This is a genomic window from Actinospica acidithermotolerans (assembly GCF_018139625.1).
Taxonomy (GTDB): domain Bacteria; phylum Actinomycetota; class Actinomycetes; order Streptomycetales; family Catenulisporaceae; genus Actinospica; species Actinospica acidithermotolerans.
The window spans coordinates 1-15,696 of sequence record NZ_JAGSOH010000063.1 but is presented as its reverse complement, the minus strand read 5'-3'; the positions used below and the strand labels follow the sequence as shown (position 1 = coordinate 15,696).

General features: G+C 68.1%; 10 protein-coding genes and 1 pseudogene. All 11 read left to right on the top strand.

Annotation, left to right across the window (positions count from 1 at the left end; translation table 11 throughout):
- Positions 1–92 precede the first annotated feature (92 nt).
- The gene (locus KDK95_RS20465) at positions 93–6,434 is read left to right on the top strand and encodes an RHS repeat domain-containing protein (RefSeq protein ID WP_212519832.1); all 6,342 of its coding nucleotides are present in this window, start codon (positions 93–95) and stop codon (positions 6,432–6,434) included.
- Positions 6,435–6,507: 73 nt separating this feature from the next.
- Entirely contained in the window at positions 6,508–7,527 is a 1,020-nt protein-coding gene (locus tag KDK95_RS20460; protein WP_212519831.1) for a WD40 repeat domain-containing protein, read from the top strand.
- Positions 7,528–7,655: 128 nt separating this feature from the next.
- Positions 7,656–8,147, top strand: a pseudogene (locus KDK95_RS20455) (IS5 family transposase); the annotation flags it as partial.
- A 559-nt stretch (positions 8,148–8,706) separates the two neighbouring features.
- Positions 8,707–8,904 (top strand): hypothetical protein, encoded by a 198-nt coding sequence (locus KDK95_RS20450; RefSeq protein WP_212519829.1) that lies wholly within the window; start codon positions 8,707–8,709, stop codon positions 8,902–8,904.
- A gap of 63 nt (positions 8,905–8,967) precedes the next feature.
- Positions 8,968–9,582 carry a restriction endonuclease gene (locus tag KDK95_RS35995; RefSeq protein WP_212519828.1) on the top strand — a complete coding sequence of 205 codons (615 nt, stop codon included), beginning with the start codon at positions 8,968–8,970 and terminating at the stop codon, positions 9,580–9,582.
- Positions 9,583–9,686: 104 nt separating this feature from the next.
- Positions 9,687–12,227, top strand: a complete 2,541-nt coding sequence (locus tag KDK95_RS20440; protein ID WP_212519827.1) for a hypothetical protein — start codon at positions 9,687–9,689, stop codon at positions 12,225–12,227.
- Between the two features lie 793 nt (positions 12,228–13,020).
- The gene (locus KDK95_RS37445; protein ID WP_212519826.1) at positions 13,021–13,596 is read left to right on the top strand and encodes a restriction endonuclease; all 576 of its coding nucleotides are present in this window, start codon (positions 13,021–13,023) and stop codon (positions 13,594–13,596) included.
- 176 nt (positions 13,597–13,772) lie between these two features.
- Positions 13,773–14,255 (top strand): hypothetical protein, encoded by a 483-nt coding sequence (locus tag KDK95_RS20430; protein ID WP_212519825.1) that lies wholly within the window; start codon positions 13,773–13,775, stop codon positions 14,253–14,255.
- On the top strand, positions 14,252–14,722 hold the full coding sequence (locus tag KDK95_RS20425; protein WP_212519854.1) for a hypothetical protein: 471 nt from the start codon (positions 14,252–14,254) through the stop codon (positions 14,720–14,722). Before KDK95_RS20430 ends, KDK95_RS20425 begins: the two co-directional genes overlap by 4 nt.
- Positions 14,689–14,958 (top strand): transposase, encoded by a 270-nt coding sequence (locus tag KDK95_RS20420; RefSeq protein WP_307844505.1) that lies wholly within the window; start codon positions 14,689–14,691, stop codon positions 14,956–14,958. The genes KDK95_RS20425 and KDK95_RS20420 overlap by 34 nt, the downstream gene beginning before the upstream one ends.
- Positions 14,955–15,696 (top strand): IS3 family transposase (locus tag KDK95_RS20415; RefSeq protein ID WP_212519823.1); only part of this gene is annotated, 742 nt, incomplete at its 3' end. The genes KDK95_RS20420 and KDK95_RS20415, both read left to right, overlap by 4 nt.

Sequence of the window (15,696 nt, the reverse complement as noted above, 5' to 3'; positions counted from 1 at the left end):
CTGCGCTGCACACGCCTGGGCGACTGCCTGGCGCTTCGAGGAAATCCTGGGGTCGGGCGCTGCGTCCGGTCGCTCTCGCGACCGCGTTGCTGATGGTCGGACAGGTCGCCTGGGCCGAGACGGCCGCGGCGGTGCAGGGGCGGAGCGCGCCGAGGCCGCCCGCCACCGCGTCCGTGCCGGTCTCCCCGGTGGTATCGCATTATGCGAAGAAGACACCGATACCGTCCTGGCGGGCGCCGAAGCCCGTCTGGCCCTCGGGCAGCGCCACCGTGGACGTCTCCGCGAAGGGCAGCGCCGCGGGCGCGCTGCCGGTGACCGTGTCCGTTCCCGCGGCCGGCGCTCACGCCCAGGCCACGAGCGCCGCGACGGCCCCGACCTCGGTCTCCGTCACCGTCGAGCCGAAGGCCGCCGCCACCGCGGCCGGTGTGAACGGCGTGCTGCTGAGGCTCGATCGTGCCGACGGCCGAACTGGGAACGGGACGCTGTTGGTCTCGTTGTCCTACGCGGAGTTCCAGGACGCGTACGGAGCGGACTGGGGTCAGCGGCTGACGCTCGTCGCGCTGCCCGCCTGTTCGCTCACGACGCCGAACCTGCCCACGTGCCGGGTTGAAACCCCGGTGAAGTTCACACACGACCTCGCCGCGCGGACCCTCGAAGCCTCCGTCACGCTGCCCGGCGCGGCGCAGGGCTCGAAGACCGCCGCGACCTCGGCCGCGCACACCGCCGCGGGCTTCCTGGTGCTGGCGGCCGACTCCTCGAGCTCGTCGGGCGGAGGCGGCGGCGACTTCACCGCCACCACGCTCAAGCCCTCGGGCTCCTGGAGCGCCGGCGGCGCCACCGACGCCTTCACCTGGTCGTACCCGATCAGCGTGCCCGGCGTCCCCGGCGGCATGAAACCCAACCTGGCGCTGTCGTACAACTCGCAGTCGGTCGACGGTCTGACCTCGAGGACGAACAACCAGGCCGGAATCGTCGGCGACGGATGGGGCGTGACCGAGTCCTACGTCGAACGCTCCTACCAGACCTGCCACCAGAATCCGACGGGCTCCACGAAGACCTACGACAACTGCTGGACGAGCGACAACGAGCTGACGCTCGATCTCAACGGCTCGACCTCCACTCTGGTCAAGGACGACACGACCGGCGACTACCACCCGCTGAACGACTCGAACGAGCGTGTTCAGCACGAGACCGGCGCGACCAACGGCGCGCAGAGCGGCGAGTACTGGATCATCACCACGGCGGACGGCACCGAGTACTACTTCGGCCTGAACCAGTTGCCCGGATTCGCCTCGGGCGACCCGACCACGAACTCGGTCGACACCGAGCCGGTGTACTCGACCGCGGACTTGACAGGGTCCTGCTACAACTCGACGTTCTCCAAGTCCTACTGCGAGCAGGCCTACCGCTGGAACCTCGACTACGTCGTCGACCCGCACGGCAACGCCTCGTCGTACTGGTACACCACCGACACGAACTACTACGCCCAGGATCTAGGTACCACCGCGGCGTCGACCTCGGTGTACACGCGTGACAGTGTGCTGTCGAAGATCGAGTACGGGCAGCGCTCCGGCTCGATGTACTCCGCCACCCCGGCGGCCGAGGTGCAGCTGAGCTACAACGGCCGTTGCCAGACCTCCTCGACCGGCTGCGCCACCAGCGGCCTGTCCACCTCGACCGCCTCGAACTGGCCGGACGTCCCCTACGACCTGAACTGCGAGTCCGGGGCCGCCTGCTCCTCGCAGTCGCCGAGCTTCTGGACCGAGGACGAGCTGACCGGCATCCAGACGCAGGGGCTGGTCGGCAGCACCCTCGACAACGTCGACTCGTGGGCGCTGGCCTACTCGTTCCCGCCGATCCCGGGCGCGAGCAAGGGTGACACCTCCACCCCCGCGCTCTGGCTCGCCTCGATCACGCATACCGGCCAGGACACGACGGCGGAGCCCTCCGGCGGAATCGCCATCCCGCTGGACAGCGTGACCTTCACGCCGACGGCGATGGAGAACCGCGCGAACCTGTCCGAAGGCTACCCGTGGATCACCCGGGACCGGTTGACGCAGATCACGACCGAGACCGGCGAGCAGATCACGGTCGACTACTCGGCGCCCGCGTGTGGGAGCAGCACGCCGAGCGACGACTCGCAGAACACCATGCTCTGCTACCCCGAATACTGGTACCCGGCCGGTGACCCCAGTCCGATCAAGGACTACTTCAACGTCTTCATCGTCAATTCGGTCACCGAGCACGACCCGACCGGAGGCAACGACAACGACGACATCGTCACGTCGTACACGCCCGTCGGAAACCCGGCGTGGCACTACGACGACAACCCGATGACCCCGACGAACCAGGCGACCTGGAACGAGTTCCGTGGTTACCAGGGGATGACCGTCAGCACGGGTACCGCTCCCGATCCGGCCACCAAGACGCAGTACACGTACTTCCAGGGCATGAACGGCGACTACCTCACGTCCTCCTCGACGAGGTCGGTGAGCGTCAGCGACACCCGCGGCGGCTCTGTGCCGGACGACAACCAATACGCCGGCACGGCCTACGAGACCCAGGTGTTCAACGGTTCATCCCTGGTGACCGACACGATCAACACGCCGTGGTCGAGCGCTGCGACGGCCACGCACGCACTGCCGAACAACCTGCCCTCCCAGCAGTCCTTCATGACCGGCCAATCCTCGACCCGGGTCTACACACCGCTCGCGGACGGCTCCACGCGCGAGACGGAAACCGACTACACGCACGACTCCGACGGTCGGGTCACCCAGACCAACGACCTCGGGGACGTGACGCAGGCCTCGCAGAACCAGTGCACCACCACCACGTACGCGGACAACACCTCAGCGTGGATCATGGATCTCACCGCCGAGGTCAAGACGGTGTCGGTGAAGTGCTCGACCCCCCCGACGCTGCCGGCCGACGCGATGTCGGACAAGCTCACGTTCTACGACGGTTCCACCACGCTCGGAGCGGCACCGTCTGCGGGCAATCCGACGATGACGCAGGCGGCGACCTCGTACACCGGCTCGACACCGACCTACACGACGATGTCGCGGACCGCGTACGACGAATACGGACGCGTCACCTCGTCAACCGACGCCGACGGCAACGTGACGACCACCGCGTACACTCCGGCGACCGGCGCCGAGCAGACCTCGACAAAGGTCACCGATCCGATGGGCCTGGTCACCACGACCAACTTCGACCCGCTTCGCGACCTGACCACGCAGACGACCAATCCCGCGGGGTACGTGACCACGGAGCAGTACGACGCCCTCGGACGGCAGACCGCGGTCTACGAGCCGGGGCAGCTCGCCTCGACCGGTACGCCGAACCTGAAGTTCAGCTACAACGTCTCCGACAGCGCCGCGTCCGTCGTCGACAGCTACACGCTCAACGACGACGGCACCTACCGCGAGACCGAGGTGCTGTATGACAGCATGCTGCGGTCGCGCGAGAGCCAGGCCCAGACGGTGGACGGCGGCCGCGACATCACCGACGTCTACTACAACACGGACGGTCTCGAGTCGGAGACGACCGGCCAGTACTACAACAGCTCGGCGATCTCCACGACCTACGTGCAGGCGCAGCCCGGCGTGGTGCCCTCGGCGACCGGCTACACGTACGACGGCGACGGACGTAAGACCGCGATGATCGCCTACGCCCTCGGCACGCAGACGTGGCAGACCACGTACTCCTACGGCGGCGACTTCGCCACCACGGTCCCGCCCGCCGGCGGCACGGCCCAGACGGTCGTGACCAATGCCCGCAACGAGCAGACGGATCTCATCCAGTACCTGGCCGGCGACCCGACGAACTACCTGACCGACCCGGTCGCCGACTACACCGACACCAAGTACACGTACTTCCCCAACGGGAAGCCCGCCACCGAAACCGACGCCGCCGGGAACCAGTGGAGCTGGCAGTACGACCTGCTCGGCCGCCAAATCTCCGCGACCGATCCGGACACCGGCACGACGGAGAGCACGTATGACAACAACGGCAACGTGCTCACGGTGACGGACGAGCGGGGCAAGCAGACCACGAACAACTACGACAAGGACTCGCGCAAGGTTTCCTCCTACGACACGACGAGCACGCAGACGCAGAGCTCGGGCAACGAGATCGCGTCCTGGACGTTTGACACGATCAAGAAGGGCATGGCGACCTCCTCGACGTCCTACTCGAACGGCGACACGTACACGAGCTCCGTGCTCGGCTACAACTCGCTCGCGAAGCCGCAGGCCACGAAGATCACTCTCACCGGGACGGACGCGGGGCTCGTTCCCACGGCCGGGCTCACCACCACCTACGGGTACACGCTCACCGGCAGCCTCTCCACCCAGACCGACCCGGCGGAGGGATCTCTGCCAACCGAGACGCTGAACTACGGCTACGACGAGTTCGGCCAGCCGACCAGCCTGAAGTCGACCGGCGGCACGACGTGGACCTACGTGTCCGCGATCGGCTACGACGAGTTCGGCGACCCGCTCGAGTACACGATGCCGACCGTCGGCGGGAACGTCTGGGCGCAGATGACCTACGACCCGCAGACCCAGGCACTCGACAGCGTGCAGACCACTGATTCGACCGACGCGTACGTGGTCGACAACCTCACGTACTCCTACGGCAACTCCTCGGGCAGCGTCTCGAAGGGATCCGGCCTCGTCACGCAGATCCAGGACGCGCAGCAGAGCGCGTCGACAGTGGACACCCAGTGCTTCACCTACGACTACGCCCAGCGCCTGCAGCAGGCCTGGACCGCGACCGACGCATGCGCCTCGATCCCGAGTTCCGGCAACTCCTCGACGGTCGGCGGTACCGACTCGCCGTACTGGCAGTCGTGGACGTACAACGCGGCGGGCAATCGGTTGACCGAGGTCGACCACGATACGTCCGGCAACACCGCGAATGACACCACGACCACGTACAACTACCCGACCGCGGGCACCAGCCAGTCCGACACGCTGAGCAGCACGACATCGACCGGTCCGCAGGCCTCGCAGAACACCGCGACGTACAAGTACGACACGGCGGGCGAGACCATCTTGATCAGCGGCGGCGCGCTCGGGAGCCAGTCCCTGGCCTGGAACGATCAGGACAAGCTGCAGTCGGTCACCACCAGCGCCGGGGCGACGAACTACGCCTACGACGCGAGCGGCACCCAGATCGTCGTCCGCGACCCCGGGAGCACGACGTTCACCGACGGCGACACCCAGATCGTCTCGACCGCGGGCGTGCTCTCCGGAACCCGCTACTACAACGTGGGCGGCACGACCATCGCCGAGCGCACCAGCACGGGTCTGGTGTACGACCTGATACCGGACCGTCAGGGCACTGACCTGCTAGAGGTCGCCACGACCTCCGCGCAGACCGTGATCCGGCGCCAGTACCTGCCGTTCGGCGCAACCCGCGGGACGTCCAGTTGGGTGGGCGGTACCAAGGGCTACGTCGGCGGCAGCGAGGATCCGACCACCGGGATGGAGACGCTCGGGGCCCGCGTCTACGACGATGTCTCCGGACGCTTCCTCTCCCCGGACCCGATCTTCGAGAAGAACGATCCGACCCAAATGGCTGGCTACGACTACGCCGCCAACGATCCGGTGACCGGCAGCGACAAGAACGGCCAGATGTTCTACATCGACGGCTACGGCGGCTGCGGTTCGATCGCGGCCTGTACGCAGGCGATGCACAACATGAGTTGCGCGCAGAACCCGGTCCAGTCGGGGTGCCCGGGTTACCAGTTCGTCGACCCGAACACCAACACGGCGCTGTTCGGCCCGATCGTGTTCTCCTCAGCGATGCCCGACTACAACAAGCGGCTCAAGCAGAACCAGCCGGCCTACGACAGCCAACAGCAGACCGAGGCGGAACAAGGCGTACTCAACAAGCTGGAGGCAGCGGCGGCCCTGGCGGCGCTGGACGGGTACAAGGAATCGGTGGCGCTGCTCGGCTACTGGATGAGCAAGCAAGGCGGACTGCTGATCATGGGCCAGTCGGCGATCGGCTCGTACTACAACGTGCCCTCGGTCAAGACGATGATCGACAGCCAGGTGCGCAAACTCATGGCCAACAAGGCTCCTGGACCTTCGAGCTTCGTATCGATGACGGGGTGGATGAACCCGCCGCCGAAGACGCCCACGTACAACGGCCCCTTCAGTCTCGCTTTCCCGCCATCCTCGGGCGGGGACTCCCGAGACTGGTACCTGACCATGGACGAGATGGATGTCCGCGTCGCCGCCTACAAGTCGAGCGCCGATCAGATCACCTTCTCGTTCCAGGTCGCCAAGTACTACAGCTTCGACCACTCGTTCGGCCCGATGGGCCTGTCGCCGTCGCAGCTGGAAGGCCTGAACACGCAGGGATACGCGCAGAACTTCTACGTCGTCGGCCAGTCCGCGCCGATGACGATCTCCACGAACTGAGAAACGGAGGGCTCGCGCGGTTGTTAAGCTTCCGCGCGAGCTCCCGGAGAACTCTCATCAGAAAAGAGTGATCATGCCCGGTACTGGCGCCAAGTGGCTATCCCGGCGGACCGTGCTGATCGGCACGGCCGTGGTCGCGGTCGGTGCCGGGGTCTCCATCGCGGTCGCGGAGTCGGGTTCCGGCTCCTCGGCGCTGCGGGGGCTTGCCGAGCTGACGAACGGTGTCAGCGACACGGACGCGGTCGCCTTCAGCCCGGACGGCGCCTCGCTGTTCGCCGCCTCCGGGACCCAGATCCAGCAGTGGGCCACGTCGAACTGGGCGGCCGGTCTGCAACTCGACGATGCTCAGGTCACGGTCAGCGCGCTCGGCGTGAATCCGCGGGGGACGCTGCTGGCGGCCGCCGCGGACGCCGTCTACGTGTGGAATGCGCAGACCGGGAAGTTGCTGAAGACGATCGACCGCGTGGGCTCCGCGCTCGATCCGACCCAGTTCTACACCTGCCTCCAGTTCAGCCCGGACGGGAGTCTGCTCGCGGTCGGCGACGAGCACGGCCTGATCCGGTTGTGGAACACCACGACGTGGGCGGTGCAGGGGGAGCTCAAGGGCCATTCGGGGTCGATCGGCGGCCTGGCCTTCGCTCCGGACGGGGCCACCCTCGTCAGCGGCGGCTCGGACGATCACTCGGTCCGCGTGTGGAAGCTCTCCTCCCGCACGTGCGTCGACACCGCTGTGCAGTCCAAGGGCGTGATGGCGGTGTCCTACAGCTCGGACGGTCGGCTCTTCGCTGCCGCGTTCGACGACACGGTCAAGTTCTTCGACGCCGCGACGTATGCGACGGCGGCTTCGGTCGGCGGCTTCGCATTGTCGATCACCGGGGCGGTCTTCGTGCCGGGGAGCCACATCGTGGTCGCCGTCGACCCAAATGAGGACGTGCAACTGTGTGATCCCACGCCGGGTGCGACGCAACAGCGGTGGAGCACGGCCAACGGCAACGACGCCGTCGCGGTCTCGCCCGACGGCAAGACGGTGGCCGTCGGGGCGGACGGCGGCGGGATCCACGTGTGGTCCATCGCCGCGATGCTGCCGAAGTGATTCGAAAATGGCCTCACGTACATGTATGGCCGCTCGGGGTGATTGTTGGTTAATCTTCTACTCCGCTTGCGATCTTGGTGGCCTGGCTGATCTAGGGTGCGTTTGAAAAGTGGGTTGGGCATCGGGCGGTGCTCGAACCGCTGCTGCCGCGCGGTAAAAGGCCTGGTCGCCCGATGGTGCACAATAGGAGGCGGCTGATCGACGGGATCCGGTGGCGCACGCGGGCCGGGCCGGGCCGGGCCGGGGTGGCGTGGCGTGATGTGCCGCCGTATTACGGGCCGTGGCAGTGCGTGTACTGGCTCTACCGCCGCTGGCAGCTCGACGGTGTCTGGTCCGCGATCCTCACCGCGCTGCAGGCCGGGGCGGATGCGGACGGGCTGATCACGTGGAACGTGTCGGTGGACTCCACCGTCACCCGCGCCCACCAGCACGCCGCCGGTGCCCGGCGCGACCCGGGCGCCCAGGCCGAACCGCCCGTGGGCGAGCCGGCCGACCACGGGCTCGGGCGCTCGCGGGGCGGACTGACCTCGAAACTGCACGTGGCCATCGAGCAGGGCCAGAGGCTGCTTGCGCTGGTGCTCACCGCCGGGCAGCGCGGTGACAGCCCCCAGTTCGCGCCCTGCGCCGCATCCGCGTGCCCGGGCGGCCGCGGCCGCGCCGCGCTGGAAGAGCGGGCCTACCTCAAGCTTCACGCGGCTAGGTACGCGGTGCCGGTGGCCAGCAGCTGGTCGTAGAGCGCGACGCCCCGCCTTTCGCCGCCGTCCCGATCGGACAGGTCGCGGCGCTCGACCTGGCGGATTTCGCACGCGGGCTGCGTGGGCGGGGCCTGGCGCCCGCCGGGCGTACGCAGCCTCTACCCCCACACCACCCCCGCTTTGCGCACCGCGATCGCGGGGCTGGAAGCGAGCCGTTGCGCGCGCCGACATCGATGCGCAGCGCATGCTCACCGAACGCGGCGGCGCCCGCGCGCGGTGCGGGCGAGGGGCGGGCGTCGGGTGAGCGGCGGGCGATCTTCGGCTGCGCACGGTGGCGTTCACTGGAGCGCACCGCAGACGCCCTATGCGCCCGCGCGCACCAGGTGGCGCAAAAAAAGCTTATTCGCGCTGGTCAGATGGCTTGAGTGTCGGAGGGCTCTGATAGAGAAGGAGGAAGAGCCCGAATCGACAGGGAGGCAGGCAAATGCGGCAGGGGATGTACTACCGCCGGGGACACTGGGTGCGTAAGGACAGGCGCAAGGCGAAGGCGAGCGGGTGGGTCGTGTTGGCCGTGGTACTGGGTGTGGCGTGGCTGCTGCTGCACGGCACGCCGAGTAGCGCGGCGCCCGCGCCGAAGCCGACGACGAGCACGCACACCTCCAGTTCCCCGGCCGCCCGGTGAGCCGCAGGCGGACAAGGACGCGGAAGCCGAGCGGGCCGGCCGAATGGGCCGCGGCGGCCGCCAGTGCTCGCCGTCGCGTTCGTCAGCGAGGCGCTGCGCTCCGCGGTGCGCGCGGTGCCGGCGCTCGCGTACCTCAGCGGCCTGGCCGTTATTGGAGCCGGCTGCGTTGTCGCGGCCCGCCGCGCGCGAGGTCGCATCTCGATGTGCAGCCAGATACGCCGGGCATCGGGCCTGACCCTCACGATGCTTGCGATCGACGAGATGGCGCCGCGGGCCTTCGAGGAGGCGATCAGAGATCTGATGCTGCGTGACGGCGTATCGGCCCGGCACGTCGGGGCCGCCGGAGACAAAGTGGCCGACGTCATCGGCACCGATGTCGAAGGCGCCGTCTACGTCGCCCAGTGCAAGCACACCACCGTCGGCGGCAAGGTCGGCGTGCGCGTCATCTACGAGGTCAACGGCACCGCTCGACCGGTACACGGCGCGGACACCGCGCTCGTGGTCACCAACGGCACGTTCACCAGGGACGCCAGGGGGCAGGCGAAGGACTTCGCCATCTACTTGATCGACCGGGAAGCTCTGCATCTGTGGGCGGGCGGAGTCCACATTCGGACACTCATCAAACACGCGGCGAGCGCTGGGCGGCGGCGCCAGCCCACGTCGGTACCGCGGTTCTGAGAGACACCAAGGATCATGCGAGGCCCTCTGAAAAGGAAGGTGGCGGTCAACGCAGTTCACGGAACGTGCCCTGGGGGCGGTCCACGGCCCGGCGTATCCGCCCGATGCCACAAGGGCGAGAGATTGTAGGCGGCAGTTGGCGGTATCGTCGCGGGCGGAGAAGGGAGGGGCTCGTGGGGGAGCAGCGGTCTGAAGCCTTGAGCTACCGTTCGCTGACCAGCAGCGTCCGTCCGCGTCGCGCGCTCACCGTCCTGGGTTCTGAGGGAGATTGGCGCGCTCGTGTCTGGCGGATGCTGGAGTGCTACTCCCGGACGTGGGGCGGCGACGGGAACGGACTGGTCGGGTATACGGGCGAGGTGGAGGTCCCGGGCGCGTTCTGGCCGTTGCTGCGCGCTTTCGACGCCGATCAGTGGGTCGCATTCGCGGACACGCGTCTCGGGTTTCGCATGTCCGACCCCGACGCGTACGAAGCCCAGCTCCGGGATGCTGTCAGGCGATGGTCGGAGACCAACGGCACGCCGGAGTCCGAGGCGCGCGAGCTGTTCGAAGACGAAGACCGCCTCTCGGACGCGTTCGTGCCCATCGAGACCGCGGACGACGCGTACATCCGCAGGTGGCTCGCGCCAGCCGCCTCCCAGTTCGCGATCCTCGAGGGCGGATACACAGCCGACCGCATGCCGCCCCACGGCCTGGTCGACATGTGCGAGCTGACGCATGCGCCCGCTTACACCGCGGAGCTCGATCTGAGCGCGCTGCCGGTGTCCGTGCAACTGCTGGTGCTCTCGCGCACCGGAAGCCTCGCGCCGAGCCACGCCGCTCACCTCGAAAGGCAGCCGGGCTTCGAACGCCGGACGATCGCGGTCTCGCCGGAGGAACTCGACTACGTGCTCGAGTTCGCCTGGACGGGGCAGGTGGATACGCTGTCGGTGCGTGCGCTCGCGGAGCTGCGCGGGAGGTTCGGCGGCGAACCGGCTGATGCCCCGCGCCTCGGCTTTGCGGATGCCGACTTTGCCGCGCACTTCCCGCTGGCCCAGACCCTGCTGGGATGCTCGTGGCATCGCAAGTTCGATCGGACGCTCTACTTGGGCTCGCCTCTGGTCGTCGTCTGCGGTGATAGCGCCGCCGACTTCACCTACGCCTACACGCGCCGCCGCGCGGTCGGGCCGACCTTCTGGCTGCCGGTGGACGATGACGCCGAGGTGAACAGAGCGGTCTTCGGCGCACTCGCGCGCCACCTGGCGACCTCACGGCGCGGGAGCGGTCTCGAGCGGGAGGTGCTGCTGACGTCGTTGACCATGAGCGTCGAGAAGCTCGAGACCATACGCGCCGAGGTCCTGGGCACGGTGTGGGGCCGCGCTCTGGGCAACCGCAGCTCGCCCACCCTGCGCGTGTGCGCGCCGGCCGACGTGCCGACCGAGCGGAAATGGCTTCTGGCGGACTCGACGCACATCGGCGTCGAGCACTATGAGCCGTTCGCCGGAGACACGATGGTCCGCGCGCTCGATTTGCTCAAGCCGTCCGAGGCGCGCGGGGTGAGTGCCACCGCGTTCAGTTGGCAGGTCGATGTCGCAGCGCCCGGCCACCAGGTGCCGGCTCGGTGGGCGCTGCACGAGCTCCTGTCCGCCGGCGACATGCTGATGCCCGGAGCGGTGCGCGCCGGTGTCGAGGGCCTGAGCGTGAACTCGCACGGCAAGATCCTCCAGATCGACGGGGTCGTTCCTCACCAGGCGCTCGTGCGTACCCGGCTGCGCCTGCCCGGGCCCTTCGAGATCTTCTCGAAGCTCGCCGATCAGTCGGGCGCGCAGCTGCGTGATTCGGACAAGGGGCGATACACCCGCCGCATGCTCGAACTCTGGGGCGGCCTGTCGGCACTGGCCGAGGACCTGCGATCGGACGGGCCCGTCCGCAAGATCCTCAAGGAGTGGATCTCGGCGAACGGGGTCCACGGGCGCATCCAGCACGGGCGCAAGTTCCTCAGGCTCGGGGACCTGGTGCGCATCCTCGACTACGGCAAACCGGAGCTCGCGCGGGCAAGGGACGAGGCGCGCGAACTGCTCGACCGGTTCCTGACTGCCTCCATCGCCTTCCGCGGCGTCGTGCTGCGCTGCGGCCTGTGCGCGGACACCTCCTTCTACCGGCTCGAGGACCTCGACCCGGCCTATCAGTGCCCGCGCTGCCGTCGGCGTAGCGCCATCACCCATGGGAGCTGGCCCATGGGGGAGAGCGGCCCGTTCGAACCCGACTGGTACTACGTGCTCGACGAGGTCGCCTACCTCGGCCTGCGCAACGACATCCACGTCCCGATCCTCGCCCTTGCCCAGATGGCCAAGGCTTCCACCTCGTTCCTGCACATGCCGGAGGTCATCGTCGCCCGCGACGGAGAGACCGACCTCGAAGTCGACCTGTGGGCCATCGTCGACGGGCGGATCGTGATCGGCGAGGCGAAGAAGGGCGACGTCCTCGCCGGGACGCAAGACGAGGAGACCGGCCGTTGCGCGGCGTTGCTGCGCCTCGCACGCGAGCTGAGCGCGGACGAGTTCGTCATGGCCAGCGGCGCGTCCCGCTGGAGAGAACGGACCCGGCGGAACGTCGAGAGCACGCTGGGACAGGAGATGACTGTCACGTGGAAGGCTGGCTTCAGGTAGCCGGCCGGGCCCTTTCGCGGGCGCACTGCGGTCACGGCCAAGCCGCCACCGTCGGTTTGTTCGACAAGCCTCCGACATCTCGCGTGCGAAGGCCTTGACCTAGGCTCGTCAGCCGATCACCGCCGGCACAGACGGATGTGGAGCGCTGCCACGGAGGCGTTGCGGGTGCCTGTGAGGGCCCGTCGTGGGCCCGGGACGCGTTCCTCAGTTGCGAGGTCTGTCGGTGGCCGCGAGCACAGTGATTTCCTCGTGGAGAAGCGCAGTGACGGCGTCGCGGGCAGCGCCCTCGTGAACATCCGTTTCCCGCGGATGCGACGGCCAAAGCGCTTGTACGCCCAACGCGCCGTGCTGCGCGGAGCTTGGGCGCCGCCGCGCTCGGCGGCGCGCCCTGGCGGGCCGAGGCGCTGCCGTGAGGGAGGCACAGACGGTCTTCCTGTGACGGTGACTCGTTCCCGCGGGTCTCGCGGACCAGTCCTGGGGGTTTCTCGTTGACTTCGTCCAGGAGACGCACGGGGTTGCCACGCCCGCCTCAAACGCGCCTACCAACGATCTCGCGCGCCGGTTGGCACGATATGAGGCGTCTGATTTGCTGGGCTGCGCGCGGATGCACCGTGCTGGAACGGGGAGCGAGATGGCACAGCAGGTCCGGACGGGAAAGACGTCTCAGGTTGGCGCGAGTTCTCGCCGCGGCGTCCCGGCGCCTGCGGTGAGTGCGACTGAGCAGTCCTCTGGCGTCCGCGGCGCAGTCGCTTTGCCGGTCGGCTCGCTCCTGTGCGCGTTAGTTTTGACCATCGTGCTCCCGTCCCTGTTGTTGTGGTGGTGGCTGATCAGCGGTTTGATCATCGCGTGGGCAGTGCTTTCCGGCCCGATCAAGCGAGGGCGGCGGGAAGCGGCCGGCGAGCGGGAGCGGCGCGCCGGGATCGCGGAGGCCGAGCGGCATCGCCAGCTTGCCTCGTTGGACGTCATGACCGGCACCGAGTTTGAGAACCATGTGGCCAACCTGTGTCTGCGCGACGGCCTCGAGATCGTGCAATCCGGCGGCGGTGCAGGCGATCTGGGCGCGGACGTCATCGCGAACCTTCCCGACGGTCGGCGTGTGGTCATCCAATGCAAGCGGTACAGGGCCTCGGGATCGGTTTCCGGGCCTGAGATGCAACAATTCCTCGGCACGGTGCGAGCGGAACACGGCGCGGACGTGGCCTTGTTCGTCACCACCGCACGGCGCTTCACCCAGCAGGCCACGGATCTGGCCGGCCGTCACCGGGTCTACCTGATCCAGCGCGATCGACTCGCGTTCTGGAACAACGGCACCCCTCTACCTTCGCTCCTGTCCAGCTGGGAACACGACCGGACGCGCGGCGGTTACTGACGTACCGAAGCTCGGAACCCTTGGTCTTGGCGTTCTTCTGCCCGCAACTCAGGTGAGACAGCGCCGGAGCCCTCCGCATCCGCGACCAAGCGTTGCGCGGAGACTCAGACTGCCTATTACTATCAGCCGCCGGTCCGCCGCCTTGACTGGCGTGCCCGAGACGGCGTGGACGGCTCTTGCCGGTCAACTTGCCGTTTGCCGCATTTTCGGGCGAATCCTATGCCATGCTGGGTGTGGGAGGGTTCTTACTCATGATCGATGAGGCTGCCACCGCCGTGGTTACGGGCGCTGCCGGGAACATCGTCGCCTACATGCTCAGCGGCCGGATCGATGCGTTGCGTGAGCTGTGCGCCCGGGTGTTTCGGCACGCCACGGCGCAGGAGCGGGCCGAAGCACTCCACGCGCTCGATCAGGACTCAGCCGCTCTGGCCCACGGCGAGGCGACGCAAACGGCGATCGCCGCACGCTGGTCCGTTTTGCTCTTCTCGCACCTGGTAGAGCACCCGCAGGCGCGCGAGGAGATCGGCGTTCTGGCCGGCGCGCAGGGCGGTTTCAAGTCCGTGCGGATCGGGTCGCAGCACAACCACGGGTCCGGGACGTTCATCGGCGGGGACAACTATGGGGGCGTTAATTCCGGCGGAGGCCCAAGCACGGCATGACGGGTGATGACCTCTGGCGTCGTGGCGTCCGCGACCAGCACAATCACGGGTCTGGGACCTTCATCGGCGGGGACGGCATCCGCATTGAGATGCTCGATGAGAGCACCAAGCAGCTGCTGGCCAAGGTCACCGAGCAGGCCCCCGCTCTGGGCACGCTGCTCGAGCAGGCGCTGCGCGAGGGAGTGATCTCCGCCGAGACCGCGGCGTCACTGAGCATGGCCGCCCGGGCGATCAACGAAGACGTCGCCGCTTCGCTGCGCATGGCCAGCTACAGCATCAACGAGGACGTCGCCTCCACCTTGAGCCAGGCCAGCTCCGCCATCAACGCTGAACCGCCCCGGCTTTGCGCCAGGCTCGTTTCCTTGGAAGGATCGAGCCCGTCATGTCGAACAAGAGATACCCGCAGGAGTTGCGTGACCGGGCGGTGCGCCTGGTGCTCGAGACCCGCGATCAGTACCCGAGCCTGAACCAGGCGATCCACTCGATCGGGGCGAAGCTCGGGGTCGGCCCGGAGTCGCTGCGCTCCTGGGTGCGCCAGGCCGAGGTGGATGCCGGCGCGAGGCCCGGGACCACGAGCGAGGAGTCCGCGCGGATCAAGGCGCTCGAGCGTGAGGTCGCCGAGCTGCGCCGCGCCAACGACATCCTCAAGGCAGCGGCGTCTTTCTTCGCGGCCGAGCTCGACCGGCCACAGCCACGCTCGTGAGGTTCATCGACGAGCATCGGGACCGCTTCGGCGGGGTCGAGCCGATCTGCAGGGTGCTCACCGCACACGGCTGCAGCATCGACCCGAGTACGTACTACCGCGCCGCCAGGCGCACGCCCTCGGCCCGCGCCGTGCGCGACGCCGAGCTGAAGGACCTGATCACGCGGGTGCACAGCGAGAACTTCGGGGTCTACGGAGTCCGGAAAGTCTGGCGGGAGATCAACCGGCAAGGTCAAGACGTGGCCCGCTGCACGGTCGAGCGGCTGATGCGCGAACTCGGCCTGTCCGGCGCGGTGCGCGGGAAGAAGGTGCGCACCACGGTGCCGGACCCGTCCGCTGAGCGGGCACCTGACCTGGTCAAACGGGATTTCGTTGCGACCGCGCCGAACCGCTGTTGGGTCGCGGACTTCACGTGCGTGCAGGCCTACCGGGGCACGGTCTACGTCGCGTTCGTCGTCGACACCTTCTCCCGCCGCATCGTCGGCTGGTCGGCGGCCACCTCGAAGGCGACCCCGCTGGTGCTCGGGGCCCTGGAGATGGGACTGTGGCAGCGTGACCGGGCAGGTCAGGACCGGGCCGGCTTGATTCATCACAGCGATGCAGGGTCGCAAGGCGGATTCAATCGGTCGTCGCAACACCTCGATTCTGGAGGTGTGCGGTGGGTCGTGAGGCGAAGGACGTGCCGGAGGGGCGAGCTGGTGGTCGGCGGCAGTGGGCGGCGGATCGGGCGTTGCGGGC